The sequence below is a fragment of the Janthinobacterium sp. SUN100 genome, assembly GCF_030397705.1.
Classification (GTDB): domain Bacteria; phylum Pseudomonadota; class Gammaproteobacteria; order Burkholderiales; family Burkholderiaceae_D; genus Janthinobacterium; species Janthinobacterium kumbetense.
Window position 1 is genome coordinate 235,033 of the sequence record NZ_JAPUBU010000003.1, and the last position, 26,460, is coordinate 261,492.

Annotated in this window: 20 protein-coding genes and 1 pseudogene; 3 read left to right on the plus strand and 18 right to left on the minus strand. The window is 62.2% G+C overall.

Features of this window, described 5'->3' with window-relative positions:
• Position 1 precedes the first annotated feature (1 nt).
• The 9 genes and pseudogenes from nrfD to pilM form a co-directional block, all read right to left on the minus strand.
• A complete protein-coding gene (gene nrfD, locus O0881_RS17545; RefSeq protein ID WP_289899517.1) occupies positions 2 to 1,114 on the minus strand; it encodes an NrfD/PsrC family molybdoenzyme membrane anchor subunit in 1,113 nt (370 codons plus the stop codon).
• Between the two features lie 3 nt (positions 1,115 to 1,117).
• Positions 1,118 to 1,828 (minus strand): sulfate reduction electron transfer complex DsrMKJOP subunit DsrO, encoded by a 711-nt coding sequence (gene dsrO, locus O0881_RS17550; protein WP_289905775.1) that lies wholly within the window; start codon positions 1,826 to 1,828, stop codon positions 1,118 to 1,120.
• 145 nt (positions 1,829 to 1,973) lie between these two features.
• A complete protein-coding gene (locus O0881_RS17555) occupies positions 1,974 to 3,122 on the minus strand; it encodes a deoxyguanosinetriphosphate triphosphohydrolase (protein WP_289912381.1) in 1,149 nt (382 codons plus the stop codon).
• Position 3,123: 1 nt separating this feature from the next.
• A complete protein-coding gene (aroKB, locus tag O0881_RS17560) occupies positions 3,124 to 4,770 on the minus strand; it encodes a bifunctional shikimate kinase/3-dehydroquinate synthase AroKB (protein ID WP_289912382.1) in 1,647 nt (548 codons plus the stop codon).
• Between the two features lie 12 nt (positions 4,771 to 4,782).
• On the minus strand, positions 4,783 to 7,020 hold the full coding sequence (locus tag O0881_RS17565) for an Ig-like domain-containing protein (RefSeq protein ID WP_289912383.1): 2,238 nt from the start codon (positions 7,018 to 7,020) through the stop codon (positions 4,783 to 4,785).
• A gap of 55 nt (positions 7,021 to 7,075) precedes the next feature.
• A pseudogene (locus O0881_RS17570) lies at positions 7,076 to 8,407 on the minus strand (type IV pilus secretin PilQ family protein); the annotation flags it as partial.
• Between the two features lie 86 nt (positions 8,408 to 8,493).
• On the minus strand, positions 8,494 to 9,525 hold the full coding sequence (locus O0881_RS17575) for a pilus assembly protein PilP (RefSeq protein WP_289912385.1): 1,032 nt from the start codon (positions 9,523 to 9,525) through the stop codon (positions 8,494 to 8,496).
• A 15-nt stretch (positions 9,526 to 9,540) separates the two neighbouring features.
• Positions 9,541 to 10,089, minus strand: coding sequence for a PilN domain-containing protein (locus O0881_RS17580; RefSeq protein WP_289912386.1), 549 nt, complete (start codon positions 10,087 to 10,089; stop codon positions 9,541 to 9,543).
• Positions 10,086 to 10,718, minus strand: a complete 633-nt coding sequence (gene pilM, locus O0881_RS17585) for a pilus assembly protein PilM (protein WP_289912387.1) — start codon at positions 10,716 to 10,718, stop codon at positions 10,086 to 10,088. Before pilM ends, O0881_RS17580 begins: the two co-directional genes overlap by 4 nt.
• 302 nt (positions 10,719 to 11,020) lie before the next feature.
• Between pilM and O0881_RS17590 the strand changes: the two genes are divergently transcribed.
• On the plus strand, positions 11,021 to 13,366 hold the full coding sequence (locus O0881_RS17590; RefSeq protein ID WP_289912388.1) for a penicillin-binding protein 1A: 2,346 nt from the start codon (positions 11,021 to 11,023) through the stop codon (positions 13,364 to 13,366).
• 66 nt (positions 13,367 to 13,432) lie between these two features.
• Here the strand turns inward: O0881_RS17590 and cyaY are convergent, their stop codons facing one another.
• Positions 13,433 to 13,762 (minus strand): iron donor protein CyaY, encoded by a 330-nt coding sequence (cyaY, locus tag O0881_RS17595; RefSeq protein WP_289912389.1) that lies wholly within the window; start codon positions 13,760 to 13,762, stop codon positions 13,433 to 13,435.
• On the opposite strand from cyaY, the gene O0881_RS17600 reads away from it, so the two are divergent.
• Positions 13,761 to 13,985: a lipoprotein gene (locus O0881_RS17600; protein ID WP_289912390.1), complete on the plus strand. Its 225-nt coding sequence runs from the start codon at positions 13,761 to 13,763 to the stop codon at positions 13,983 to 13,985. The two genes, cyaY and O0881_RS17600, sit on opposite strands and share 2 nt — an antisense overlap.
• Here O0881_RS17600 and O0881_RS17605 read toward each other — a convergent pair.
• The 5 genes from O0881_RS17605 to O0881_RS17625 all read right to left on the minus strand — a co-directional run bounded on the left by O0881_RS17605 (position 13,982) and on the right by O0881_RS17625 (position 19,967).
• Positions 13,982 to 14,635, minus strand: a complete 654-nt coding sequence (locus tag O0881_RS17605; protein ID WP_289912391.1) for a protein-methionine-sulfoxide reductase heme-binding subunit MsrQ — start codon at positions 14,633 to 14,635, stop codon at positions 13,982 to 13,984. The two genes, O0881_RS17600 and O0881_RS17605, sit on opposite strands and share 4 nt — an antisense overlap.
• 9 nt (positions 14,636 to 14,644) lie before the next feature.
• A complete protein-coding gene (gene msrP / locus O0881_RS17610) occupies positions 14,645 to 15,622 on the minus strand; it encodes a protein-methionine-sulfoxide reductase catalytic subunit MsrP (RefSeq protein ID WP_289912392.1) in 978 nt (325 codons plus the stop codon).
• A gap of 190 nt (positions 15,623 to 15,812) precedes the next feature.
• The gene (gene ccsB, locus O0881_RS17615) at positions 15,813 to 16,964 is read right to left on the minus strand and encodes a c-type cytochrome biogenesis protein CcsB (RefSeq protein WP_034753239.1); all 1,152 of its coding nucleotides are present in this window, start codon (positions 16,962 to 16,964) and stop codon (positions 15,813 to 15,815) included.
• A 49-nt stretch (positions 16,965 to 17,013) separates the two neighbouring features.
• Complete coding sequence (locus O0881_RS17620) at positions 17,014 to 19,110, minus strand: cytochrome c biogenesis protein ResB (RefSeq protein WP_289912393.1); 2,097 nt, start codon at positions 19,108 to 19,110, stop codon at positions 17,014 to 17,016.
• A gap of 185 nt (positions 19,111 to 19,295) precedes the next feature.
• Positions 19,296 to 19,967 (minus strand): c-type cytochrome, encoded by a 672-nt coding sequence (locus tag O0881_RS17625; protein WP_289912394.1) that lies wholly within the window; start codon positions 19,965 to 19,967, stop codon positions 19,296 to 19,298.
• A gap of 186 nt (positions 19,968 to 20,153) precedes the next feature.
• Between O0881_RS17625 and yihA the strand changes: the two genes are divergently transcribed.
• The gene (gene yihA, locus O0881_RS17630) at positions 20,154 to 20,897 is read left to right on the plus strand and encodes a ribosome biogenesis GTP-binding protein YihA/YsxC (RefSeq protein ID WP_289912395.1); all 744 of its coding nucleotides are present in this window, start codon (positions 20,154 to 20,156) and stop codon (positions 20,895 to 20,897) included.
• A gap of 79 nt (positions 20,898 to 20,976) precedes the next feature.
• On the opposite strand, the gene O0881_RS17635 is transcribed toward yihA, so the two are convergent.
• From O0881_RS17635 to O0881_RS17645, 3 genes are all read right to left on the minus strand, one after another.
• The gene (locus tag O0881_RS17635) at positions 20,977 to 21,864 is read right to left on the minus strand and encodes a hypothetical protein (protein ID WP_289912396.1); all 888 of its coding nucleotides are present in this window, start codon (positions 21,862 to 21,864) and stop codon (positions 20,977 to 20,979) included.
• A 271-nt stretch (positions 21,865 to 22,135) separates the two neighbouring features.
• Positions 22,136 to 25,246 carry an efflux RND transporter permease subunit gene (locus O0881_RS17640; protein ID WP_289912397.1) on the minus strand — a complete coding sequence of 1,037 codons (3,111 nt, stop codon included), beginning with the start codon at positions 25,244 to 25,246 and terminating at the stop codon, positions 22,136 to 22,138.
• Positions 25,243 to 26,415 carry an efflux RND transporter periplasmic adaptor subunit gene (locus O0881_RS17645; protein ID WP_099665735.1) on the minus strand — a complete coding sequence of 391 codons (1,173 nt, stop codon included), beginning with the start codon at positions 26,413 to 26,415 and terminating at the stop codon, positions 25,243 to 25,245. The genes O0881_RS17640 and O0881_RS17645 overlap by 4 nt, the downstream gene beginning before the upstream one ends.
• Positions 26,416 to 26,460 lie beyond the last annotated feature (45 nt).

Below are 26,460 nucleotides of genomic sequence, written 5' to 3' on the forward strand. Positions count from 1 at the left end.
CTCAGTGCGTGGCCATGACGGGACGGCTGCGACCAGCGACGACGCGTCCCGCCCATGGCAAAAATTCCAGCATCAGCAACAGCAGCGCGATCCACAGGCCGGCCGTGCCAATAATGCCCAGCAAGCCATCGTTCCCCATCGGCAGGTGGTAGTCGTACAGGCCTGCGCCGGTCTTCGGAATCGTCTGGCCGCCGATAAAAATCGTCCAGCGCATCATCCAGGCGCTATGCAGCGCGATCAGGCCATTGGCCAGGCCACTCGTGGCCGGACGCCAGATGGCCAGCGCCATCGGCACGATGGCCGACAGCACGGCCCAGACGGCCGTGAACTGCCATTGCGGCATGCCCGCCACCTGCGTAAAGGCCATGCTGTGGCTGGCGCTCACGCCGGAGAGACTGACGAACAGCCAGCCGCCGCCCAGTGCCAGCACCAGCGCCAGCGACAGGGCCAGCGCGCGGTTCAAGGACACTTCCAGGGCCTGGTCGCGGCCCGGCAGGAAGCGGTTGAACAGCAGCGCCAGGCCCACGGCCCCGACAAAGGCCGTGGCGGCAAATTGCGCCGGAAGGAAAGGCGTGAACCAAAGGGGACGGGCACGCACCACCATCACTTCCATGCCCGTGTACAGGCCCACGACGAAGGCGGCCAACAAGGTGAAGGCAGCGGCGACGCGAATGGCCCGCAAGGATGCGGCGCCGCCGCGCCCCAGCAAACGGTAGGCGAAGGCCAGGCGGTCCTGGCCCTGTCCCCGCGTGGCGAAATCCACGCGCAGCGCCAGCCACGCGTACAGCATCAAACAGCCCAGGTACAGGGGAATGAAGAACGAACCCCACGACATCCACGACTGCGGCTGGAAATAAATATAGAAGTGGTAGAAGCGGCCCGGCCCGTGCAAGTCGGCCAGCAGCGCCACTGGCGCCGTCATGCCGCACACGAGGGACGCCAGCAGCGCAATGCGCCCCAGGCGTTCATACGCCTTGCGGCCAAAGACGAAGTACGGCAGGGTCAGCATGAAACTGCCGTAACTGAGGCCGATGAGGAAAAAATACTGTACCGCCCACGGCAGCCATGCCGCTTCGCGCGTGACGTTGAGAATTTCGGTGATGTGGCTGTCCATGGTTTATTTCCCGTGTTTGCTCGGTTGCCAAAGAGTCGCTTCGCCCTCGACGTGGCCGGCGAAGCGCGTGTCCAGTCCCAGGTAAAACACGTGGGGCTGGGTGCCCTGCTCGGGTTTCAGCACCTTCACCTTGTTCTCGGTCAGCAGCTGGTGCACCACGCTGTCCGGGTCATTCAGGTCGCCGAAGATGCGCGCGCCGCCCACGCAGGTCTCCACGCAGGCGGGCAGCAAGCCTTCGTCGACCCGGTGCGCGCAGAACGTGCATTTGTCGGCCTTGCCCGTTTCGTGGTTGATGAAGCGCGCATCGTACGGGCAGGCTTGCACGCAGTAGGCGCAGCCCACGCAGCGGTCGCCATCGACGACGACGACGCCATCCTTGCGCTGGAAGGTGGCGCCAACTGGACAGACGGGTATGCAGGGGGGATTGGCGCAGTGGTTGCACAGGCGCGGCAGCATGTAGGTGCCGCAGCGGTTCTCTTCCTTGACTTCATAGGTCGAGACGATGGTGCGGAAGCTGTTTTCCGGCACGGCGTTTTCCATGATGCAGGAGACCGTGCAAGCCTGGCAGCCGATGCATTTCTGCACATCGACCACCATCGCCCAGCGCTGGCCGCCTTCGCCCTTGGTGGCCGCCTTGCCTGGCAGCGGCGCGATGGCCGCCCCGATGGTTACGGCTGGCAAGGCGCGCAAGAAACTGCGGCGCGATTCAATCATGACACTCTCCTTGACTATGGGCGGCAAGCCCTTGTTGACTTGCTGCCATGATAGAAAAGAAGGCGCTACGGGGGTATTGGGGTGATCGGGTGGAGACCTAGATGATCATGCCAATTGACAGAGGAGAGGAATGGGGGTAATGCCCTTACAGCTCGTCGAGCGAATACAGCCGGCGATGCTCGCGAATCGCGTAGCGGTCCGTCATGCCGGCGATGTAGTCGGCGATCTTGCGCGCCTGCCGCGTGACGGTGCCATCCCTGTCATCGCCAATAAGCTGATAGTCGGGCGGCAGCAGGGCTGGTTCGGCCATGAAGCTGCCATACAGTTCGCGCACGATGCGGCTGGCCTTCACGCGCATGCGGTTGACCTGGTAGTGGCGGTACAGGTTTGCGCGCAAAAAGCGCTTGAGCTCCGTCGCATCCTTGCGCATGGCGTCCGAAAAACGGATCAGCGGAGGACTGGCGCGCACTTCGCTGACGTCGCGCGGCGCGGCGTCCGCAATCAGGGACGTCGACGTGACGATCAGATCGTCGGCCAAGGCCGTGATCAGGCGGCGCAGGGTTTCGTAGATGGCGCGCCGGCCGGACAGGCCGGGGAATGCCTGCTGCACCTCGCGCCACAGGCGACCGAAGAATTCCACCTCTTCCAGCTGGGCGATGGTGATCAGGCCGGAACGCAGGCCGTCGTCGATATCGTGGCTGTTGTAGGCGATTTCATCGGCCAGGTTCGTCAGCTGCGCTTCCAGGGTCGGTTGCGTGCGGTCGATGAAGCGCTGGGCCACGGGACCGAGTTCGCGCGCATGCGCCAGGGAGCAGTGTTTCAATATGCCTTCGCGCGTCTCGAACATCAGATTCAAGCCATCGAAGGCACCGTAATGCTCTTCCAGGGTGTCGACCACGCGCAGGCTTTGCAGGTTGTGCTCGAAGCCGCCGTGCGCCTGCATGCACTCGTTGAGCACGTCCTGGCCCACGTGGCCAAACGGCGTATGGCCCAGGTCATGCGCGAGCGCGATGGCTTCCACCAGGTCTTCGTTCAGGCGCAGGTTGCGCGCAATCGAGCGCCCCACTTGCGCCACTTCCAGGCTGTGCGTCAAACGCGTGCGGAACAGGTCGCCCTCGTGATTGAGGAACACCTGGGTCTTGTATTCGAGGCGGCGGAAGGCCGAGGAATGGATGATGCGGTCGCGGTCGCGCTGGAACTGGCTGCGCGAGGCGTGCGGCGCCTCGGCAAAGCGACGTCCCTGCCCCTGTGCCGAATGGGCCGCGTACGGGGCGAGGAAGTCTTCGGGTAGCATGTTATTGCACTCCGGCGGCCAGGGTGGCCAGCACCAGTTCATGCGGTGCGGACGTGATGTTCGGGCAGCCCAGGGGTTGCAACAGGATGAACTTGATGGCGCCGCCCTCGTTCTTCTTGTCCACTTCCATCAGCTCCAGCCAGCGCTCGACACCGAGGTCCGGCGCCTTCACCGGCAGGCCGGCGGCGGCCACCAGCGCGCGCACGCGCTCGACGGCCGCCTGGTCGATATAGCCCATGCGGCACGACAGGTCGGCCGCCATCACCATGCCGCAGCCGACGGCTTCGCCGTGCAGCCAGTGGCCATAGCCCAGGCCCGCCTCGATGGCGTGGCCGAAGGTGTGGCCGAAATTCAGGATGGCGCGCAAGCCGCCTTCGCGCTCGTCCTGGCGCACCACGTCGGCCTTGATTTCGCACGAGCGGGCGATCGCGTAAGCCAGCGCACCCTTGTCGCGCGCCATCAGCTTGGCCATGTTCGCCTCGATCCAGTCGAAGAAGGCCGCATCGATGATGGCGCCATGCTTGATCACTTCGGCCAGGCCGGCCGACAGCTCGCGCGCCGGCAGGGTTTCCAGGGTCGAGGTGTCGGCGATCACGGCGCGCGGCTGGTAGAAGGCGCCGATCATGTTCTTGCCCAGCGGGTGGTTGATGCCCGTCTTGCCGCCGACGGAGGAATCGACCTGCGCCAGCAAGGTGGTGGGCACTTGCACGAAACCGATGCCGCGCATATAGCTGGCCGCCGCATAGCCGGTCAGGTCGCCGATCACGCCGCCGCCCAGGGCCACCAGGGTGGTCTTGCGGTCGCATTTATTGGCCAGCAGCGCGTCGAAGATCTGCATCAGGCTGGCCCAGTTTTTATATTCTTCGCCGTCCGGCAGGACGATGCTGATCACTTCGCGGCCATCGCTGGCCAGCGCCGCTTGCAGGCGGCCCAGATACAGGGGCGCGACAGTGGTATTGGTGACGATGGCCACCTTGTGGCCGCTGATATGGCGCAGCAGCGCATCGGCGTCGGCCAGCAGGCCGGGACCGATGGCGATCGGATAACTGCGCTCGTCGAGGTCTACGCTCAACAACATTTTGGATTGCTCGTTCATCGAAGGCTCTGCATGAATGACGCAATTGGGCGAGGCCTCGCATTCGAGGCTGGCCAGCTGCATCAGGATGGTCTGAACCATCGATTGTACGTTAGGACGGCCCGTGTCGATCACAATGTCGGCCACTTCCATGTAATGGGGCTCGCGCTGGGACGTCAATTCCTCCAGCTTGCGGCGCGGGTCGGCCGTCTGCAGCAGGGGGCGGTTCTTGTCATGGCTGGTACGCGCAAGGATGTTGCTGACGCTGGCGCGCAGGTAGACGACCGTGCCCCGCTCCTTCAGGTAGGCGCGACTGTCGGCGTTGAGGATGGCCCCGCCGCCCGTGGCCATGACGATGCCTTCCTGGGCGCTCAGGTCGCGGATGACTTCGGCCTCGCGCCGGCGAAAGCTGGCCTCGCCCTCGATTTCAAAGATCCACGGGATGGTCGCTCCCGTGCGTGCCTCGATCTCGTGGTCGGAATCGACAAAGCGCAAGCCCAGCTTGCGGGCCAGGATGCGCCCGATCGTGGTTTTGCCTGCGCCCATGAGGCCTACTAAAAACAGATTTTGCATGTGCTGCGACAGTTAATTTGGATTACGACAATCAGTGGCTTGCCCATACGGACTCAGGACGCCTGGAGGTGAAACATCCACGCGGTTAAAGTCCGTAGCCAGCCCCGGAAGCAAAGTGTAACCGACATAAGTTGCCTCCGTCCCGGAACTATTGCCACGAATCGTCAATTCGACGTCCAGCCAGTTGGCCCTGTCGCGCGGATAAGTCAGGGTAACGATCGCCGTTCCCGAGCTGTCGGTCTTGCCACCGGTCGACAGATTGAGCGGAATGCCCGGGTCGAGACGGCCATTGAGGTTGAAGTCGTTATTCGGATTGAAGGTGCCGCTGCGGTCCCGGTCTTCATTGTCACAGGCGTTCGCTGTCCTCACGACTATCCACGACTCGGCAATCTGGGAATATTGCAGATAGCCTTTGTAATAATAGCGGGGCCAGGCAGCGGCCGTGATGATCACGTCCGGCACGGGGTTACCGGCGGCGTCCGTCACAAACACGCTATACGTCTTGCGATAGGTGCTGCTGTCGGAGGCGTCAAGCGCATTGCCGCTGCCGGCGCTGATGAACAGCGATTTCTTCGTCACCGTCAGCTTGACCGTGGCGGCATTGCTCGATACGCCCTGCAGTTGCGCCTTGACAACGACGCCATCGACACCGGTAGTCCCCTGCCCCGCGATGTAGCTGACCGTGGCCACGCCATCGCTGTCAGTGGTGACCAGCGAAGGCGAACTCAGGGAACCATTGCTGGCGTCGGCCTGGATCGAGAAGCTCACCTGTGCATTCTTGACCAAGTTGTTTTCCACCGAGCCATCGCGTACGACGGCGCGCAAGGCGCTGCGCTGCGCCGTGCTGCCGGCCGTATTGGCGCCGATGACTGCCGGGTCGGCTTGCAAGCTGATCGTGGCCTGGGCCGTCAATGGCGCAACGAACTCCACTTCCGACTGCACCAAGGCGCCGCTGCCTTCGTACTTCGCCGTCAGGGCGGTCAGGCCGGCGCCGCTGGCCTGTACGTAGGCGATGGCATTGCCTCCCACCAGCGCCAGCGGCGCCTGCAATGGCGTGCCGCAGGCGGCATCCTGATAGATGGCGCCGCGCGATGTACTGAAACGCACATTGCCCGTTTGTGGCACGCCCGCCACATCGCTATGCACCGTCACCGCATAGCAGGTGTTCGTGTTCAAGGTGCTCAACGCAACATTGTTACCCGACACGGCATTGATCGTGAAATTTGATGCATTAATTGCAATTGGCAACACGACGCTATCCCCCTGCGCCTTGACGCTGATGCTGTCGCTGCTGCCCACCTGGGCATTGTAGCTCAACACCAACTGGCCGTTGTTGTCGGTCAGTGCGGGACTGGCGCCGCCGCCCTTGACCGTGAGGGCATTGCTGCGGGCGCTAAAGGTCACCGGCTTGCCGACGAGGGGATTGCCGCTCGAATCGACCAGCTTGACCACCATGTCGGTGCTCGTCTTCAGGTTCACCGTCGAAAAGGCATTGATGACCAGCCGGGTGCCGCTGACGCCGATGTCCGTGCTGGCCGTTTGCGCGCCTGCGCTGGCCGTGACCTTGATCGTGCGCAAGCTGGCATCGCCCCCCGTATTCAGGCTGACCTGCGCCTGTCCCAGCGCATTGGTATTGACCTTGGTCGCGCCCAGCGCGCCCGAGTCGGCGCTGAACGTCACGCTGGCATTGGGCACAATGGCATTGTTGGCATCCTTGACAAAGGCGATCATGTTGACGGCGGTACCGCCCGATGAAGCGAGGGTGCCACCGGAAGAGGTCAGCAGCAAGCTGGCAATGCCGGAGGTGACGGGCACCACTTTCACCACCACGGGGGCCGATTCAACACCGCCGCTGCTGGCCTTGATGGTAATGTCGCGCAAGCTCGCATCGCCTTTCACGCTGAGTTTTTCCGTCACCGTGCCATTGGCATCCGTCACGCGGTTGGTATTGCTGATGGTGCCGGAACTGGCAGTGAAGGTCACCGTCTGGCCTGTCATGGCATTATTACCAGGATTTTTTACCACGGCAGTCAGTACGACTTCCGTGCCATCCGCGCCCGAGGCAACAATCGTTGTTGCGCCAGCAACCAATACCACACTGCCAACGCCGGCATTCGCGCCATCCTTGACGCCCAGGGTCGGATCACCGCCACCGCCGCCACAGGCGGCCAGCAAGGCGCCCAGCGCCAGCAAGACCAGCCAATTCGATACCCGACTCCAATAAGTGTTGCTCCAAGATACATTCCGCATAGTCGCCATCAGTCCGCTTTCGTTTGCATTGTTACTTAAACGTAAAGATGTGACATTAACGTGTTGCTGGCCGATCTGCCACTATTTTCGGCGTAATAAACACCATCAGTTCGGTTTTTTCTTGACTGCGGCCCGTGCTGCGGAAAAAAACACCGAGCACGGGGATGTCGCCCAGCAGTGGCACCTTGCTGTCCGTGCCCCGTTCGGACTGCTGATAAATGCCGCCCAGCACCACCGTGCCGCCATCTTCCACCATCACTTGCGTGCGCACGTGCTTGGTGTCGATGGCGAAGCCGGAGCGGGTTTCCTGGCCCACGCTATCCTTGTTGACGTCCACTTCCAGCACCACGTTGCCGTCCGGCGTGATCTGCGGCGTCACTTCCAGGCGCAGATTCGCCTTGCGGAACGTGATCGACGTGGCGCCGCTGCTGGTGGCCACCTGGTATGGCAGCTCAATGCCCTGCTCGATCAGCGCCAGCACCTTGTCGGCCGTCACCACGCGGGGGCTGGAAATGATCTTGCCCCGGCCGTCCGCTTCCAGTGCGGACAATTCCAGGTTCAGAAAACGGTTGGCAGCCGCCGAAAACAGGCTCAGGGCGAAACTGGCCGGCTGCAAGCCATTGATGCTGGCGGCCGGCAAGTTGACAAATTGCGTGTTCGGCACGAAGGCGCCGGCGCCGGCCACCGTTTGCCCCGTCGCCTCGCCCACGCCCTGGTAACTGCCGCCGATGGCCGCGCGGCGCCCGCTGCCGCCCAGGGAAAAACCGGGCACCTGGCCTGCCGCCAGGCGCTGGTCCGTAAAACCCAGGCGCGCGCCCAGATTGCGGCTGAAGCTGTCATTCGCCTCGACGATGCGCGCCTCGATCATCACCTGCCGCGTGGCAATATCTGTCTTGGCGATCAGCTGACGGATCTGCTCCAGGCGCGCCGGCACGTCGGTGACGAACAGCTGATTCGTGCGCGGCTCGATCAGCACGCTGCCACGGCGCGACAGCAGGCGGCTGCGCCCTTCTCCCGCGTCCAGGGCGAACACCGTGCGGAACGCTTCGGCCTTCTGGTAATTGAGCTGGAAGATGGCTGACTGCAAGGGTTCCAGTTCGGCGATCTGCGCGCGCGTTTCGAGCTCCAGCTTTTCGCGCGCCAGCATTTCCTCGCGCGGCGCGATCCACAGCACGTTGCCATTGCGCCGCATGTCCAGCCCTTTCGCCTGCAGCAGCACGTCGAGCGCCTGGTCCCACGGCAAGTCGCGCAGGCGCAAGGTCACGTTGCCCGCCACGCTGTCGCTGGCGACGATATTTTGCCCCGACGCATCGGCCAGGATGTGCAGGGCCGCGCGCACGCCCACGTTCTGGAAGTCGACGGAGATTTTCTCGCCGGCATACAAACGCGGCGCCGACACGTGCACCACGGCTTCCTGGGCAAGACTGCTGGCATGCAGACACAGCATGGCGGCCAGCAGCACGCGGCGCGGCCTCATGGCGCCGCCTCGGGCAGGCTGGCCTTCGCAGCCGCCCCCGCCGCCTGCAAGGCCAGGCTGCCGCGCCGCTCGCGCCAGGGGCCATCCGCCTCGCGCAGCAGTTCACGGTACTGCAGCGCCTGTTCACTGATATCCGTCACCACGCCGTGGTCTTGCCCCAGATACTGGCCCACCGCTACCCGGTACACGCGCTGGCCCGCCAGCAGCAGCGCGCTCAGGCGCCCGTCCTGTTGCACGCTGCCGACCATGCTAATGGCCGGCAAGGCCACGCTTTCCAGCGGTTCGCGCACGCGCCGCGGATCGGGTCCCGCCACGGCGCCCCGCTGCTCCGGCGCGCCGGCCGGCGGCAAGGCGCCAAAAGGATCGGCCAGGACGGCGGCCGCGTACGGCTGCGGCGCGACAGCGGCAAGCGGACGCCATGCCGCAGCGGCTGCGCCCGCCTTGGGCGCCAAGGCCTCTTGCGGGGCCCGCTCCCCCGCTGCAGGCAAGCGATACGCGTGCAGCACGGCATCGAGGGTCAGCAGACGATCCTTGCCGAGGGTCAAGGCCAGCCCATGCACCGTGACGATGCGCGGCAGGCGCGCCAGGTCCGCCAGCAGCGCGCCCATGGCGTGGTAGCCGCCGCGCAACTGTATGGCGATCGGCAAGGCGACATACGGCGCTTGCGGCTGGGCCGCACCGGGCTTGAACAGGGAAAATTGCAGGCCGCGCGAATGCCCTGCGGCATTAATCTGCGTCAACAGCAGCGCCATCGCCTGCTGGTCGGGCAGTTGCTGTTCCAGCAAGGCCAGCTCGGCGCCGGCCTGGCGCTGCTGTGCGCGCCAATGCGGCAACTGCTGTGCCCTGGCTTGCGCCGACAGATAAGCGGTGCGCAAGCGGACCTCCTCGTCTTGCCCCGCCTGCATGGCCGCAAACAGTCCATCCAGCCACGCAAGGTGCAGCAGGGCCGCCGCCAGCGTCGCGGCCAGGGCGGCGCAAGCGAGGCGCGCGGATAGTGGCCACAGCGACGCGATCTTCAAGCTCAGCATGATCAACCTCCAGGACTAGGGTGCCAAAGCCAGCCGTACCGTCCATTCCACGGCGCCATCGGCCGCGCCGCGCACTTCCACCAATTCCGGCCGGGACCAGGGCGCCGCCTGTTCTAGCCCCAGCAGCAATGCCGCGACCTTGTCCTGCGACGCAGCCTGCCCCTGCAAGCGCACCATCGCTGTTTCCTGGCGCACACTGTGCAAGGCTACGCCAGCCGGCATCGCCCGCGCCAGCGCGTCCAGCATGCGCACCCAGGCATTGCGTTGCTGTTGCAAACTGCCCATGGTTTGCTGGCGCAGCAGCAGCGCCGCCATCTCGCCCTGCACCCGCTGGCCAGCGACAAGCACGGCATCGACTTGCTGTATGGCACTGCGCCAACCCTCCTGGCGGCGCAGTTGCGCGTCGAGTTGGTACCGCAGCCAGGCGCCCGTCGCCACGGCCAGCAGCAGTCCCAGCAGCGCTCCGCCCGCCAGTTGCCACAGCAGCAACTGAATACGCCTGCGCCGCGCCGCGGGGCGATACGGCAACAGGTTGATGCGCTGTACTTGCGCCCGGACCGTCATCGGGCGTACCTGTGCAGGGCCAGGCCCCAGGCCAGCTGGTAGGCCACGCCACCGTCGGGCAGAGCTTGCCAGCCACCGTGCGCGAGCGCCGCCTGCATGGCCATTGCCTCGCTATCCATGACGACGGCCTGCAAGCCCGCCGCCGTGGCCGCATCGAGACGGCGCTGCACGCTGGTGCGCCGCGCCGCAACCAGCAGCACGTCGACCTCCTTGCCTGTTGCGCCAGCCAGCGGCGGCGCGGGGCCGAGTATGAAAAAATCCAGGCTGGCGTCTTCCAGCGCAAACGGCATGTATTGGGCCGCTTCCAGTTCCACGAGGATTTCCAGCTGTTCCTCCGGCAATCCGGCAGGCAGGCGGATCGCATGCGTGATCAGGGCCGTGGCCGGCATGGCCAGCGCCACCCGCGTGCAGGCGCTGCCACTGTCGCGGTGGGCCTGGCGCAAGGCATCGGCCAGGCCCTCCATGTCCTCGACATTGCCTTCCAGTATCACGCCGGGCGTCAGCGCGGCGGCGCCGCAATGCCGGCACGACAGTCTTCCCCGCCGGCGCCTCAACTCGACCACGCGCACGGCATCGTCCGCGATATCGACGCCCAGCAAGCCGATGCCAAGAAAATTGCTGATGGACATGTTTTTCATAGAGAAACGTCAGCGTGGAAGAGGTTCCTGCCATCCGACAGCCTAGTCCCGGCGGCGCTGGCTTGTAAATGGATTTCAGGCCGGAGTCTGCGGCGCGCGGCACCTATCTGGCCAAGCCGTGATCTGGCGCAGAATAATTGTTACCAAATCCTGGTTGCCAGCGGGCCAATACACGCTTATATAGAGTATCGGCAAGTTTCAACACTCTCCCCCGGCAAGCGCCACGGCGCGCTGCCACCCCGGCAAGCTCGCTTATAATTGGCCGGCATAATTAACCGAAAGACATACGACGCATGACATCTTCAAAATCCGCTGGCCCCGCTGGCTCGAAGCCGCCCACCAAGGGCAGCAAACCCAAACGTTTCCTGCTGATGGCCCTGGTATCGCTGCTGGGCCTGGGCATCGTCGGCGTCTTGCTGGTGGTCTTTGGCCTGGCCATGGCGTATCCGAACCTGCCGGCGCTCGATACCTTGACCGATTACAAGCCAAAGATGCCGCTGCGCGTGTTCACGTCCGACAGTGTGCTGATCGGCGAGTTCGGCGAGGAACGGCGCAACATGGTGCACATCAAGGATATTCCCGATGTCATGAAGAAAGCCGTGCTGGCCATCGAGGATGACCGCTTCTATGAGCATGGCGGCGTCGATTACCTGGGCATCACGCGTGCGGCCCTGCACAACCTGACGGGCGGTGCCAAGCAAGGCGCCTCGACCATCACGCAGCAGGTGGCGCGCAATTTCTTCCTGTCCAGCGAACAGACCCTGAAACGCAAGGCGTATGAAGTCTTGCTGGCCTGGAAGATCGAGAAAAACCTCAGCAAGGATCAGATCCTCGAAGTGTATATGAACCAGATTTATCTGGGACAGCGTGCCTACGGCTTCGCCTCGGCCGCGCAAATCTATTTCGGCAAGAACATCCAGGATCTCACCGTGGCGGAAGCGGCCATGCTGGCCGGCTTGCCGAAGGCGCCGTCGGCCTACAACCCCGTCGTCAATCCGAAACGCGCGCGCATGCGCCAGCAATACATCCTGCAACGCATGGCCCAGCTGGGCTACATCACGCCGGCGCAGTACGAAGAAGCGAAAAATGAAGAGCTGAAAGTGAAAACCGACAGCAGCGCCTTTGGCGTGCATGCGGAATATGTGTCGGAAATGGCGCGCCAGCTGGTCTACGAGCAATTCAAGGAAGATACCTATACGCGCGGCCTGAACGTCTACACCACCATCACCAAGGCCGACCAGGACGCCGCCTACATCGCCTTGCGCAAGGGCGTGATGGATTACGAGAAACGCCACGGCTACCGCGGCCCGGAAGCGTATATCGAGATTCCAAAAACCAAGGCCGAAGCCGATGACGCGATCGAGACGGAACTCGCCGACCATCCGGACAGCGACGACATCATCGCCGCCATGGTGCTGCAAGCGTCGCCCAAATCGTTGCAGGCAGTCACCTCGGCCGGCGAGGAAATCACGATTACCGGCCCCGGCCTGACGTTCGGCGCGGCCTGGCTGTCGGAAAAAGCGGCGCCGAACCGCCGCATCAAGCGCGGCGCCGTGATCCGCGTCATGCAGGAAGGCAATACCTGGGTCTTGACGCAGATGCCGGAAGTGCAATCGGCGTTCGTCTCGGCCAGCACCACGGACGGCGCCATCCGCGCCATGGTGGGCGGCTTCGATTACAACCGCAACAAGTTCAACCACGTCACGCAGGCGTGGCGCCAGCCCGGTTCGGCCTTCAAGCCCTTCATCTACTCCGCGTCGCTGGAACGGGGCCTGTCGCCGGCCACCATCATCAACGATGCGCCGATCTCGTTCGACGCGGGCCAGACGGGCGGCCAGGCGTGGGAACCGAAGAACTACGACAGCAAATACGATGGCCCGATGACCATGCGCAAGGGCTTGATGAAATCGAAAAACATGATTTCCATCCGTATCCTGCACAAGATCGGCGCCAAGTATGGCCAGGAATACGCGACGCGCTTCGGCTTTGACGCGGACAAGAACCCGCCCTACCTGACCCTGGCCCTGGGCGCCGGCAACGTGACGCCGCTGCAGATGGCGGGCGCGTATGCCGTGTTCGCCAATGGCGGCTACAAGATCAACCCGTATCTGATCGCCAAGGTGACCGATAGCGACGGCAATGTCTTGTCGCAAGCCAAGCCGGACCTGGCAGGCGAGGAAGCCAACCGCGTCATCGACGAGCGCAACGCCTTCATGATGAACAGCATGCTCAACGACGTCGTGCGCTTCGGCACGGCCAACAAGGCCATGGCCTTGAAGCGCCCCGACCTGGCCGGCAAGACGGGCACGACCAACGATTCCATCGACGCCTGGTTCGCCGGCTACCAGGCCAAGCTGGTGGGCATCGCCTGGATCGGCTACGACCAGCCGCGCAACCTGGGCAACCGGGAAACGGGTGGCGGCCTGGCCTTGCCGATCTGGATCAGCTACATGGCGAAAGCCCTGAAAAGCATTCCCGTCGAGGAACGCGCCGTGCCGGAAGGCCTGATCCACGTGGGCGACGAATATTACTATGCGGAAAATCCGCCGGGCACGGGCCTAGGCAGCCTGGAAGGCGCGGCGCGCGGCACGCCGGAGGAAGAAAAGGCGAAAGAAGCCGTCAAGAACGAACTGTTTTAAGATCGTTTGATGCAAAAAGGGCAGCCTGAAGAGGCTGCCCTTTTTTATGACGCACGGCTAAGACAATTACGTCAATACGACTGCCGTGCCTGCCTGCTCGCTGGCCATGGCCGACAGGGCCGCAAACAGTTCCGAGCCGTCGCGCGTGTTGCGCCATTCGCCATCCACGCGCTTGTAGTGGAAACCGCCGGAACGGGCCGCTACCCACATCTCGCGCATGGGGGCCTGGCTGTTGACGATGATTTTCGTGCCGTTATCGATGAATTCGATTTCCAGCACATTGCCGCTGCGGCTGCATTCGACGTCGAGCACGTCTTCATCGTTCAGCCGGTCCAGCGCCGCCTCGATCTGGGTCAGGGTGGCTTCGGCCAGGGCCAGGAATTCCGATTCGCTCATGCTACACTCCAAAGATCTTAATCAAACCGTGATTCTAATCGTGAAGTCATCCTCAGCGTTTTATATCGGCACCGCCATTGTGGTTTCTAGCGTCCTGGCCGGCTGCGGCCAGCCCGGCCCCCTGTACCTGCCCAAGCCGCCCGCGGCCAAGGGTGCGCCAGCCAAAGGCCCGGTCGAACCGGCGCCCGTGCCGCCGCCACCGGTCATCGTGCCAGCCGCCTAAACGGCACGCACCGGGGTGGCTGCCTTGGCCGCCCTGGCGCTTTTGACTCGCTTGCTCCAGGCGAAATACACGCGAATTAGCAGCAGTAGCGCGACGATGGAGCCGAACAGTATCGGTTGCGCGAAATTGTGCTTGCCCGCCTTCATCCACCAGAAGTGCAGGATGCCCAGCGGCGCGATGATGTAGATCAAGCGGTGCAGCCACTGCCAGCGCTTGCCCCCCAGGCGTTTCACCATGCCGTTCGTGCTCGTCACGGCCAGCGGGATCAGCAGTACGAAAGCGATGAAACCCACGGTGATGAACGGCCGCTTGAGTACATCCTTCCACATTTCCTGCACATCAAAAAAGTGATCGAACCATAAAAAGGTGGTGAAGTGCAATGCCGCGTAGAAAAACGCGAACAAGCCCAGCATGCGCCGCAGCTTGATCAGCCAATTCCATTGCGTGAAGCGCCGCAAGGGCGTGACCGCCAGACTGATGCACAGGAAATACAGGGTCCAGTCGCCCGTGCCGCGCGTGATGAATTCCAGCGGCTCCACCAGTTGCCCCGTGTACGTCAGCCAGACCATGCGGGCAAACGGCAGCAGCGCCAGCAAGAAGATCAGGCTTTTCAGCAGCGACAGCTGTTTGCTCGTGGGGTTGATGGCCATAGTATTTCCTTAAAAGAACTTCTTCAGGTCCATGCCCGCGTACAGCGAGGCCACATCGTTATAACCATTGAACATCAGGGTCTTGCGCTTGCGCGTGAGGAAACCGTCTTCGCCGATGCGCCGCTCGGAAGCCTGCGACCAGCGCGGATGATCGACGTTCGGGTTCACATTCGAGTAAAAACCGTATTCGGACGGCGCCGACAAGTTCCAGGACGTGCGCGGCTGTTCCTTGACGAAACGGATCTTGACGATGGATTTGGCTGACTTGAAACCATATTTCCACGGCAACACCATGCGTACGGGCGCGCCATTCTGGTTCGGCAAGGTTTCCCCATACATGCCCAGGGTCAGCAGCGCCAGCGGATGGTTCGCCTCGTCAATGCGCAAGCCTTCCGTATACGGCCACTGCAGCACGCGGCTGCCCACGCCCGGCATCTGTTTCTTGTCGGCCAGGGTGATGAATTCCACATACTTGGCATTGCCCGTCGGCTCGACCTTCTTGATAATTTCCGAGAAGGAATAACCGACCCACGGGATCACCATCGACCAGCCTTCCACGCAGCGCAGCCGGTAAACGCGCTCTTCCAGCGGCGCCAGCTTCAGCAGCGCATCCAGGTCCAGGGTCATGGGTTTCTTGACTTCGCCTTCGATGCTGACCATCCACGGACGCGTGCGCAGGGTGCCCGCGTTTTGCGCCGGATCGCTCTTGTCCGTGCCGAATTCGTAGAAATTGTTGTAGCTGGTGGCGTCTTTATAGGCCGTCTGCTTTTCCAGCGCCGAATAGGCGGGATTCAGTTTGGCAGCCAGCTTGGGATTGGTGCCCTGCGCGAAGGCTTCGCGGCTGGCCATTTCCAGCAAGGCCGCGCTGGACATCGTGCCCAGCGCCACTTGCTTGATGAAACTGCGGCGCGATTCGAACACGGCGCGCGGCGTGATTTCGGAAGAATACGGCAACTCAATGCCGTTGGGACTGCGCTTGATCAACATGGCGGCTCCGGGAAAAGGTGATTATTTGTACCTTACACCAGTTTTCCCGGGCCGTTCATGACGCTTCTGTCATGAAAAAATCGTTACTAAAGTGTCCGAAAAAAGTTCAGGGCAAGGCGCCTTGCCGCAGGCAGTACGCATAGTACGACCAGGCAAGGCAACGCCGCCATGGGCTTTTTCTCGGGCACTTTTACAATTTCCCGTAAGAATGGAGGCCGGAAAGGAACATGTTCACGCCCAAGAAGGCAAAGGTCGTCACCAGCAAGCCCACCAGCGCCCACCACGAGGCGACGCGGCCGCGCAAGCCTGTCATCAGGCGCATGTGCAGCCAGGCTGCATAGTTGAGCCAGACGATCAGCGCCCACGTTTCTTTCGGGTCCCACGACCAGTAGCCGCCCCATGCTTCGGCCGCCCACAGGGCGCCCAGGATGGTCGCTACCGTGAAGAAAGCGAAGCCCACGGAAATGGCCTTGTACATCACGTCGTCGAGCACTTCCAGCGACGGCAGGCGGTCGACCAGGTAGCCGCTCGATTTGAGCAGGTAGGCCGCAGCCACCATGGCCGACAGGGCGAAGGTACCGTAGCCGATGAAGTTGGCCGGCACGTGGATCTTCATCCACCAGCTTTGCAGGGCCGGCACCAGCGGCTGGATTTCGGCCGCGTCGCGCGTGACCGTGTACCACATCAGGAACACGACGGCCGCCGAAATGACCAGCATGACGAAGGCGCCCAGTTGGCGCGTCGCGTAATGCTGCTCGTAATACAGGTAGAACATGGCCGTGATCAAGGAAAACAGGATGAACACTTCATACAGGTTCGACACGGGAATATGGCCCACGTCGGCGCCGATCAGGTAAGACTCGTACCAGCGCACCAGCATGCCCGTCAGGCCCAGCACCACGCCGGCCCAGCACAGCAGGGAGCCGACGGACGAGCCGAATTCCGAGCGCGCCACCAGGCCGATCCAGTAGAACAGGGTCGACAGCACGAACAGGGTGCCCATCCACAGGATGGCGGACTGGCTCGACAAGATGTATTTCAGGAAGAATTTCTGATTCGCCATCTCCAGGTGGCCCGCGTACAGCTCGATGGCGAACAGCGACAGCACGGCTGCCACGGGGATCAGCCAGCGCACGGGCTTCCAGTACCAGCCCAGCCACGCGAACGTGGGCGCCGCGGCCAGCAAGATGGCTTTTTCATAGATATCCATGAAGGCGCCAAAGCGCATCAGACCGAACAGGGAGGCTGCCAGCAAGCCGGCGCCGTACAGCCAATCGATCAGGCTCAGGCGCTTGAAAAATCCTGGTTCCTGCGTATATATTTGCTTGTTTGCCAATTCCATCATTTTCTCCATTCCCGGCGACGCGCAAGCGTCCCAGACACAGCGCAGCTTACGCCGATTGCGGCAGCTTTGCCTTCAAGTTCTCAAATTCTTTTTCAAAATCCAGGGTCTTGCGTTGCGTGCTCATGGCCATCAAGGCCTCGCTGCCGCCCTCGCCATCCTTGATCCACACCCACAGGCGGCGCTCGCGGATATAAAACATGGAAAACACGCCGATCACGAGGAACAGGCAACCGAGGTAGACGACGCTCTTGCCCGGCGAACGCGTCACTTGCAGCACGGACGCCTTGATTTCCGTAAAGTCGTCGAGTTGCAGATACACGGGCGCGCCATAGAAGAAGCTGTCGGACAGCGCATTCGTGGCCAGCTGCAGGAAGCGGCCGTGCTTGTCATCGGCTTCGATGGCCTTCAAGCCATCCTGGGCGCGCGCCGCCTGCCACAAGTCCCATAGGCTGCCATTCAAGATCTTCATGAAGATGTCGGCCGCTTTTTCTTGCTCGGCGGCAGGAATTTTCTCCAGGAAACGCGAAATGGCGAGGAAACCGCCCTCTTGCCCATTGCCGGCAAAGATGCCCAGGCTCTTCGCCGCCGATTCCTGCAACTGGCTGCGCAAGGCTTCCGCGCCCGCCTGCGGCATGGCGCGCGCCGCATAGCGCGTGGCGGCTTGCTGGCGCAGCGCGGGATCTTGCAGCGCGGCACGCAAGCGCATCCATTCGTTCACGCTGTAATTGTCATCGGCGGGAATGCGCAGATAGCTGAACGGATCGCTGGGGTTGACGCGCATGCCTGCCAGAAACACCGTCGTGCCATCCACGGCGACCGGCTGCATGTAGTTCTGGTATTCGCGCGCCTGGCCCGTCTTGTCGCGCAATTTGTATTGCACCGAGGGGCCCACGTTCTTGAGATCCTTGTTGTTCGCATTCTTCGCGGCGGAACCGAGGCGCTTGTCCAGGCCGACGGCGAATTTATCGTTAAAACTTTCCGCCTTGTTGACGGCGCGCACATCCTGGCCGGCGCTGAGGTTTTCCACGTTGAAGGGACGGAAACCCGACCATTCCACCGTGTAGGAATTGCCATCGCTGCGCTCGAGCGGCGTGCTGCCGCCCACTTCGCCGCCGATATCGAAGCGTTTCGTCGTCTTGCCCGTCATCGGATAACCCGTCAACTTGAGCTTGCTGCCGCCATCCTCAAAGCTGGACTGGTACAGGGCCAGGCCCTTGTACAGCAGCGGCTGGTTGACTTTGATGGTTGCAGGGAAACTTTCACCCGTCGCATGGTCGGTGATGACGACATCGCTGGCGAACAGCTTGGGCATGCCCGTGCTGTAGAAATCGATGTGGAATTTCTTCAACAAGATGGTGATGGGCAGATCCTGGATCAGCACGCCATCGGCCTGGGGAATGATGGCCGTGTTGCTCGACGAGCCTTCCGGGATCATGGTATTGCCGCGGAAAGTGGGGTTCGACAGGCTCAGGCGGTGCTGGGCGGGAATGTCGGCGATCACGCCGCTGCCGGAAAACGGCGTCTTGCCAAAGAACCATTGCTGTACGCGGATCGGCATTTCCGAATCGAGCAAGCCGCCCACGCAAATGATGACGATGGCGCCGTGGGCAAAGATATAGCCCCATTTATTGGCCGCGCCCCGCTTGGCGGCGACCAGGGTGGCGTTGTCCTTCTCGACCACCTTGGCCGCGTAGCCGGCGTCTTTCAGGCGCATCACCATCTGCTGCGCCAGCACGGCGCGCGGCAGCGGCACCTGCCATTCCAGCTTGTGATGGAAATTGCGCAGGGATTGCTCGCGCACGTTGTCGCGCCAGCTGCGCATATCCTTGAGCATCTTCGGCGCATTGCGCACGATGCACAGCGAGGTCGAGGCGACGAGGAAACCCATGATCACCAGGAACCACCAGGCCGAGTACACGGAATACAGGCTCAGCTTGTCGAAGACGGCGAACCAGAACGGACCGAACTGGTTCACATAATTGGGCATGGGCTCGTTTTGCTTGAGCACGGTGCCGATGATGGAGGCGACGGCAATCAGGGTCAGCAGGCTGATGGCAAAGCGCATCGACGAGACCAGCTCGACGAATTCAGCCAGGCTGCGGCGTTGGGTCTTTAACTCGATTCCGGTCGTGCCTGTGCTCATACGTTGATACTCATACGGGATATGCAATCTTCAAGAAAATTTAGGCATGGAGCAGATAGTTTCTCCGCGCAAGGCGGCAGCATACTCCTGTTTCGCCCCTGCCATAAAAAAGGGCAGCCTGTTGAGACGGCCGCCCTGGTTCATGCGCGCTGGTGCGCCTGGCAATCTCTTGCCACTATGAAAACTTACTTCAGGCCGGCGATGTAATCGGCAACGGCGGCGATTTCGTCATCCGACATGCGGGCGGCGATGGTGTGCATTTGCGCGCTGTTCTTGCGAGCATCGGCCTTGGTGCTGCGGAACATGGCCAGCTGGGCCACCGTGTAGTCCTGGTGCTGGCCGGCGATGCGCGGATACTGGACGGGAATGCCATTGCCCGTCGCGCCATGACAGCTGGCGCAGGCGGCAACTTGCTTGGAAGCAATGCCACCACGGTAGATTTTCTTGCCCAGGTCAATCGTATCCTTGTTTTTCGCGGCGCCCGGCTTGGACAGCTGCGCGCCCAGGTAGGCGGCGATATTCTTCTTGTCGGCGTCGCTGAGCATCTTTGCGTACGTCGTCATGACGGGCTGGTTGCGCTCCGGCGTGGTGAAGTCGACCAGTTGCTTGTAGATATAGCTTTCGTGCTGGCCGGCCAGCTTCGGATTGACCGTGATGGTCGAATTGCCAGCCGCGCCATGGCAAGATACGCAGGCAGGCAAGCCGCGTGCCGCATCGCCATCGGCGTACAGGGTAGCGCCCTTGGCAGCGTCGGCCTTGACAGCCGGTTTCGGTGCTTCGACCGCAGAGGCAGTTGCCGATACAGCCAGCAAAGCGAGCAGCATGGATTTGATAAACGGTGAAAACGCACGATTCATTCAGGCACCCTGAGACAGTGAGAAATTAGTGGTGGACATTGCCGCGCCCTGTGGATTTTTGCTTTATTTTCAGGGCCGCAAGCCGCATCGCTGCTACGCCGGCAACAATAAACAACTCCTTATTGTACAATAGCTTCTTGGCGTTATCGCTCTCTTATCGCTCCCTTTTGTTGCTTTACTACTCCCATGTCAAAACTCTGGCAAGCCCGCTTCTTTACGACCGTCAACCAATTGCGTGACCTGCCCGATACCACGGTGCCGGAAATCGCCTTTGCCGGCCGCTCCAATGCCGGTAAATCGACCGCCATCAACATCTTGTGTAATCAGAAAGGCTTGGCGTTCGCCTCCAAGACACCTGGCCGTACCCAGCACATCAACTACTTCTCCATCGGCGGCGCCCACGTGGCGCAGCACCGCAAGGATGCCACCATCGTCGAAGAGATCGAATGCCTGCTGGTCGACTTGCCGGGCTACGGCTATGCGGAAGTCTCGGGCTCGGCCAAATTGCACTGGCAGCGCCTGCTGGGCGACTATGTGCAGCGCCGCGAGCAATTGGCCGGCTTGATTCTGATCATGGATTCGCGCCGCCCGTTCACCGACCTGGACATCCAGATGCTGGAATGGTTCGCCCCGACGGGCAAGCCGATCCACTGCATCCTGACCAAGGTCGACAAACTGAATCGCAATGAATCGGTCAACGCGCTGCGCCAGGCGAAAGCCAAGCTCGACAGCTACGTGGATGAGGACGGCGTCGGTTTCCCGTTCACCGTGCAACTGTTCTCGGCCCTGAAACGCGTCGGCATCGACGAAGCCAATGACAAGATCATGGAACTGGCCGGCATCAGCGAAGACGGCGCGGCCCAGATGGTCGAACTGATCGACATGGAAGATGACGTCGAGCCGGAAGCGGGAAGCGACAAACCGGCTTGATCGACATCAACGCTGCATAAAAAAAGGCTGCCCGTTCACACGGTGCAGCCTTTTTTATTGCCCTCAGTTTCCCGACCGCTTAGCGCCGTCCCGGCCCTGGCCGTTTCTCCGAAAAGAATTCCTGGCGCAGGAAGGCCATCAGCTCGGCCGTGTCTTCCACGCGGGCGCTGAGGTTGACGTTACGCCCCAGGCGGCGCGACTCCCACACGAAGTCGCCCGGTTTTTCGGCACGGATCAGCTGGATCATCTTCTTCAGGATGGCCGTTTCGATATCGGGCTCATTGCCCAGCTCCACTTTTTCCTGCTTCAGCCAGTTGCGCTTGAAGTTGCCGTTCCAGCCCTTGAACTTGACTTCCGCGCTGAACGAGGTCTGGTTGACGATGGAAAACACGCCGCCCGAATCCTCGCGGTCGCTGCCGGAATTGCGTCCCTGGGCGCCGGCGATATTCGCCTTGGCCACACGCATGGCGCGGTCGTTTTCGCTTTCCTCGGCCTGCGGCGCGGGATTTTGCGCCTGACGCTGCTTGCGGCGCTGCTCGATCATCGAACTCATGTCTTCAGCGGGCGGCGGCGGCAACGGCACTTTCGACACTAACGGCGGCGTGAAGGTTTCCAGTTTCGGCTTGTCGCGCGGCACGTCTTTCGTGACCACGCGCTTGCTCGGCGCCGGTGGCGGTTTTACCTTGGCCACTTTCGTGTCCTTCGGTTTCGGCGTGGGTTTCGGTTGCGGCTTCGGTTGCGGCTTGTCTTTCAGCGGCGCAATGTAGACCATCGCGCTTTCCTTCTTCGGCGGCGGGATCTTTTCGATCTTGTCGCTACGAAATAGGACATACGCCGCCAGCAGCACGTGCAGCAAGACGGACACGCCGAGCGCCACCTTGCGCATGGTGCTGGTCTTGGACCCGTAGGCCGGTGGTGGCTGGATGACTTGCCCGCAGGTGGGGCAAACATCGGAATCGGCAGCCATCAAATGGGTCGTGTCATGCAAAATGAATCGTGCTTTCTGTGTAGCGACAAAAGTAATCTTACAGGGCAGCCATAGTGCCAGAGTCCCTTGCTTTTGGGAACACTTCCTCGGCATTTCCAACCCGAAGCGTACAGGATAGCGACATTCCTTGCAGCGGTATCAGCGTACCCTAGCCGTCCCTTGACGGTTGTTACCGTATGTATCACGGCCCATACAAAACCGGCGCCGCATTCACTCAGGAACGGGGCGCCGGTGCTGGCCGTGCGGCGGATCAGGCCTTGTTATCGAGCGCCACCAATTGCTCGTCCGTCAACGGTCCCGTGCCGCTGTACTTGTCCAGGAACAGATAGATCACGGGGGTGATGAACAAGGTAATGACTTGCGAAAAGAGCAAGCCACCGACCACGGCCAGGCCCAGCGGCTGTCGCAGTTCGGCACCGGCGCCCAGGCCCAGGGCGATCGGCAAGGCGCCCATCAAGGCCGCCGCCGACGTCATCATGATGGGACGGAAACGCAGGATGCAAGCCTGGCGGATGGCCTCCGCCGGCGCCAGACCGTCGTTGCGCTGCGCATGCAGGGCGAAGTCGATCATCATGATGGCGTTTTTCTTGACGATGCCGATCAGCATCAAAATGCCGATGATGGCGATCATGGTCAGGTCCATGCCGAACAGGCGCAAGGTCAGCAGCGCCCCCACGGCCGCCGATGGCAAGCCGGCCAGGATGGTCAGCGGGTGGATATAGCTCTCATACAACACGCCGAGCAGCACGTAGATCACGGCCAGCGCGGCAATGATGAGGATGATCTGGCTGGACTGCGAGCTCTGGAACACGGCCGCGTCGCCGCCGTAGCGCGTGATGATGGAGGCCGGCAAGCTCATGTCCTTGGCCATCGCGTCGATCTTGCCCGTGGCGATGCCCAGCGGCACGTCCGGCGCCAGGTTGAAGGCGATGGTAACAGCCTGCAACTGCCCCTGGTGATTCACGGACGTGGGCCCGATCGTGCGTTCCACGTAGGCAATACTCGACAGTTTCACCAGTTCGCCCGTCTTGCTGCGCACGGACACGCGTGTGAGCGCATCGTCGTACTGGCGGTCTGCCGTGGCCGCCTCCAGGATCACGTAATAGCTGGCTGCCGACGAATAGATGGTCGACACTTGCCGCTCGCCAAAAGCGCTGTACAGGGCCGTGCGGATGTCGGACATTTGCACGCCCAGCAAATTGGCCTTGTCGCGGTCTATCCTGAGCGACGCCTGCAAGCCCTTGATCTGCGAATCGCTGGTGACGTCGCGGAAGGCCGGATCCGTGCGCATTCCGGCAATAAACTTTTCCGCCCAGTCATTCAAGGCGTCGGGACTGACGCTTTGCAAGGTGTACTGGTAGCGGCTCTTGCTCTGGCGTCCGCCCAGCTGCAAGTTTTGCACGGGGCGGAAATACACGGCCATGCCGGGCACGGTACTCGTCGCGCGGCGCAGGTTTTCCAGCACCACGGGCATTTTCGGCCGCTCGTTGCGCGGTTTCAAGACCATGAACATGCGGCCCGTGTTGCCGCCGCCGACGAACGAGGTCACATCCTGCACGCTGGGGTCCGCCTTGAGCACGGCCGCCACGCGGGCTTGCAAATCCTGCAGTGCCGCCGAGGAAATGTCTTCCGACGCTTCCGTATTGACCTGGATCTGGCCCAGATCTTCTTCCGGGAAGAAACCCTTCGGTATCGTGGCGTACAACAGCACCGTCAGCGCAAAGGTACACACGGCAACGAACAGCACCACGTTGCGGTGCGCCAGGGCCTTGTCGAGCAGATGCACGTAACCGTTGCGCAATTTCGTGAAACCCGCTTCGAAATGGCGGCCGATGAAGGTTTTTTCGCCATGGCTGGGGTCGCTGCCATTGTGCTCGCGCGAATCGGCCGGCAGGAAGCGGCTGGCCAGCATCGGCACCAGGGTCAGCGAGACGATGGCGGACACCAGCACGGCCAGCGAGACGACAACGGCGAACTCATGGAACAGCAAGCCGATCACGCCCGGCATGAAGAAGATGGGGATGAACACGGCCACCAGCGAGACGGAAATCGAGATGATGGTAAAGCCCATCTCTTTCGCCCCTTCCAGGGCCGCGCGTATCGGTTTCTTGCCCATCTCGATATGGCGCACGATGTTTTCCAGCACCACGATGGCATCGTCGACAACCAAGCCGACGGCCAGGGTAATGCCCAGCAGCGAGACGTTGTCGAGGCTGTAGCCGAGCCAGTACAGCAGGGCCAGGGCGCCCAGCAGGGAAATCGGCATGGTGACGGCAGGAATGAAGGTGGCGGCCGCGCGGTGCAGGAACAGGAAGATCACCAGCACCACCAGCACCACCGTCAGGGCCAAGGTCAAATTGACGTCGTGGATAGCTTCGCGTATCGACAGCGAACGGTCGTTAACCAGACTGATCTGTATCGATTGCGGCAATTGTTCCTTGAACCCAGGCAACAAACGGCGCACGCCATCGACCACTTGCACGGTGTTGGCATCCGGTTGGCGCTGCACCATCAGGCTGATCGAGCGCTCGCCATTGAAACTGCCGACGGCCTTGATCGATTGAAAGCTGTCTTCCACCTCGGCCACGTCCTTCAGGCGCACGGGCTGGCCGTTGCGGCTGGCGACGATCAATTCGGCAAAATCGGCCGCTTTCATCATTTGCGGATTGCCCTGGATGGTCAGGGTCTGGCTCGGGCCGTCAAGGATGCCCAGCGGGGAATTCGTGTTCGAAGTGCGCAAGGCGGTGGCCAACTCGTCCATCGTCAGGTTGCGCGCATTCATCAGGTCGGCACGGGCGCGCACGCGCACGGCAAAGCGCTTCTGGCCATTCACGATCACCTGGGCCACGCCAGGCAGGGTCGACAAGCTCGGGGCGATCAGGTTTTCCGCATAATCGTTGAGATCCGACAAGTTCAGCGATGGCGACGTCATCTGGATGAACAGCACCGGCGCATCGGCGGGATTGACCTTGCGATAGGATGGCAAATCCGTCATTTCCGTCGGCAACTGGCGCTGCGCGCGCAGCAGCGCGGCTTGCACGTCGACGGCCGCCTCGTTGACATTGATGCTGGCGTCAAATTCCAGGGTCAGCGAGGTATTGCCCAGCGTGCTCGTGGACGTGATCAGGCTGAGGCCGGAAATGGTGGAAAATTGTTTTTCCAGTGGCAAGGCCACCGACGAGGCCATGGTTTCCGGGCTGGCGCCGGCCAGGTCGGCACTGACGTTGATGACGGGCGTGTTGTAGCTCGGCAAGGCCGCCACGGGAATTTGCAGATAGGCCAGCACGCCGGCCAGGATGACGGAGAGGGACAGCAGCACCACCATGACGGGGCGGCGGATGCTCAGTTCGGACAGGTTCATGCTGGCTTGCCCTGCGGTGCGGCGGCGCCATCGGCGGCCTTGTGTTTTTCCGCCAGACGCACCTTGCTGCCTGGACGCAAGTTCTGCTTGCCATCGACGATGACTTTTTCATCGCCTGCCAGGCCGGTGACGACGGCGCTCGGCCCGAACGCGTACACGCGGGTAATCTTGCGCATCTTGGCCGTACTGTCCGCCTCCATCGAGTACACGAAGGTGCCGGAAGTACTCGTGATGATGGCGTTTTGCGGGATCACCAGCGCATCCTTGAGGGTGCGCACGGTCAGCTGCGTATTCACGTACTGGCCTGGCCACAAATCGGTGCCGCCATTATTGAACCGCGCCTTGATCCGGATCACGCCGGTGGCGGAATCGACGGCATTGTCGATAAAGTTCAGTTTGCCGTCGAGCTGCTTGCCGCCCGCATCGGACAACAGCGCCGTGACAGGCACCTCACCCGCCTTTTGCGCCGCCAGCAAGCCCGACAGGCTGCTTTCCGGCAAGGTGAACGACACGTCGATCGGGTCGAGCTGGGTGATGCTGGTGAGCGACGTGGTCGGCTGCACCAGGCTGCCCGCATAGACATTGATGGCCCCTACCCTGCCCGCCTGCGGCGCGCGCAGGACGGTGTAGCTGGAATCGACCTGGGCGGCGCGCAAGGCGGCCTGGTCGGCAGCCAGCAAGGCGCGTGCCGCGTCGAGCTGGCTTTGCAGGGTATCGACGGCGCCCTGAGCAATAAAGTTCTTGCTCAGCAAATCCTGGCTGCGCTTGAGCTGGCGCTCGAAGTCCTGCACCGAGGCGCGGTCGCGCAAGACCTGCGCCTGCGCCTTGTCGACATTCGCGTGCTCGCTGCGCGCATCGAGAGTGAACATCAGCTCGCCCTGCTTGACGAACTGGCCTTCGCGGATATGCACCTTGGTAATCGTGCTGGTCGTCTGCGGGTGCAAGTCGACGCTGCTGATCGGCATCACGCTGCCATTGGCTTGCAGCACCATCGGCACGTCCTGGCGCACCGGAACGACCACGCTCACCGTCGTCGGCGCCTGTCCGCCCTTGCCCCCTTTACCATCCTGCCCACCGCTCGCCGCGCCGGGCTGATGATTGAAATACCAGATGCCGCCGCCGATACACAGGGCCGCACCCACGAGGATTGCCAGACTAGTCTTTTTCATTGTTCTGTCACGCTGTCGCAGCGCAGGGCTGCAGGTTGAAGGTAG

Coding starts and splice junctions, on each gene's coding strand:
- O0881_RS17590 (WP_289912388.1), top strand. CDS start 11,021: ATGACATCTTCAAAATCCGCTGGCCCCGCTGGCTCGAAGCCGCCCACC.
- ccsB (WP_034753239.1), bottom strand. CDS start 16,964: ATGGAATTGGCAAACAAGCAAATATATACGCAGGAACCAGGATTTTTC.
- O0881_RS17620 (WP_289912393.1), bottom strand. CDS start 19,110: ATGAGCACAGGCACGACCGGAATCGAGTTAAAGACCCAACGCCGCAGC.
- nrfD (WP_289899517.1), bottom strand. CDS start 1,114: ATGGACAGCCACATCACCGAAATTCTCAACGTCACGCGCGAAGCGGCA.
- cyaY (WP_289912389.1), bottom strand. CDS start 13,762: ATGAGCGAATCGGAATTCCTGGCCCTGGCCGAAGCCACCCTGACCCAG.
- yihA (WP_289912395.1), top strand. CDS start 20,154: ATGTCAAAACTCTGGCAAGCCCGCTTCTTTACGACCGTCAACCAATTG.
- O0881_RS17580 (WP_289912386.1), bottom strand. CDS start 10,089: ATGACGGTCCGGGCGCAAGTACAGCGCATCAACCTGTTGCCGTATCGC.
- O0881_RS17555 (WP_289912381.1), bottom strand. CDS start 3,122: ATGCTACCCGAAGACTTCCTCGCCCCGTACGCGGCCCATTCGGCACAG.
- O0881_RS17600 (WP_289912390.1), top strand. CDS start 13,761: ATGCTACACTCCAAAGATCTTAATCAAACCGTGATTCTAATCGTGAAG.
- O0881_RS17565 (WP_289912383.1), bottom strand. CDS start 7,020: ATGCGGAATGTATCTTGGAGCAACACTTATTGGAGTCGGGTATCGAAT.
- O0881_RS17575 (WP_289912385.1), bottom strand. CDS start 9,525: ATGCTGAGCTTGAAGATCGCGTCGCTGTGGCCACTATCCGCGCGCCTC.
- O0881_RS17625 (WP_289912394.1), bottom strand. CDS start 19,967: ATGAATCGTGCGTTTTCACCGTTTATCAAATCCATGCTGCTCGCTTTG.
- O0881_RS17640 (WP_289912397.1), bottom strand. CDS start 25,246: ATGAACCTGTCCGAACTGAGCATCCGCCGCCCCGTCATGGTGGTGCTG.
- dsrO (WP_289905775.1), bottom strand. CDS start 1,828: ATGATTGAATCGCGCCGCAGTTTCTTGCGCGCCTTGCCAGCCGTAACC.
- O0881_RS17635 (WP_289912396.1), bottom strand. CDS start 21,864: ATGGCTGCCGATTCCGATGTTTGCCCCACCTGCGGGCAAGTCATCCAG.
- O0881_RS17605 (WP_289912391.1), bottom strand. CDS start 14,635: ATGGCCATCAACCCCACGAGCAAACAGCTGTCGCTGCTGAAAAGCCTG.
- aroKB (WP_289912382.1), bottom strand. CDS start 4,770: ATGCAAAATCTGTTTTTAGTAGGCCTCATGGGCGCAGGCAAAACCACG.
- O0881_RS17645 (WP_099665735.1), bottom strand. CDS start 26,415: ATGAAAAAGACTAGTCTGGCAATCCTCGTGGGTGCGGCCCTGTGTATC.
- pilM (WP_289912387.1), bottom strand. CDS start 10,718: ATGTCCATCAGCAATTTTCTTGGCATCGGCTTGCTGGGCGTCGATATC.
- msrP (WP_289912392.1), bottom strand. CDS start 15,622: ATGTTGATCAAGCGCAGTCCCAACGGCATTGAGTTGCCGTATTCTTCC.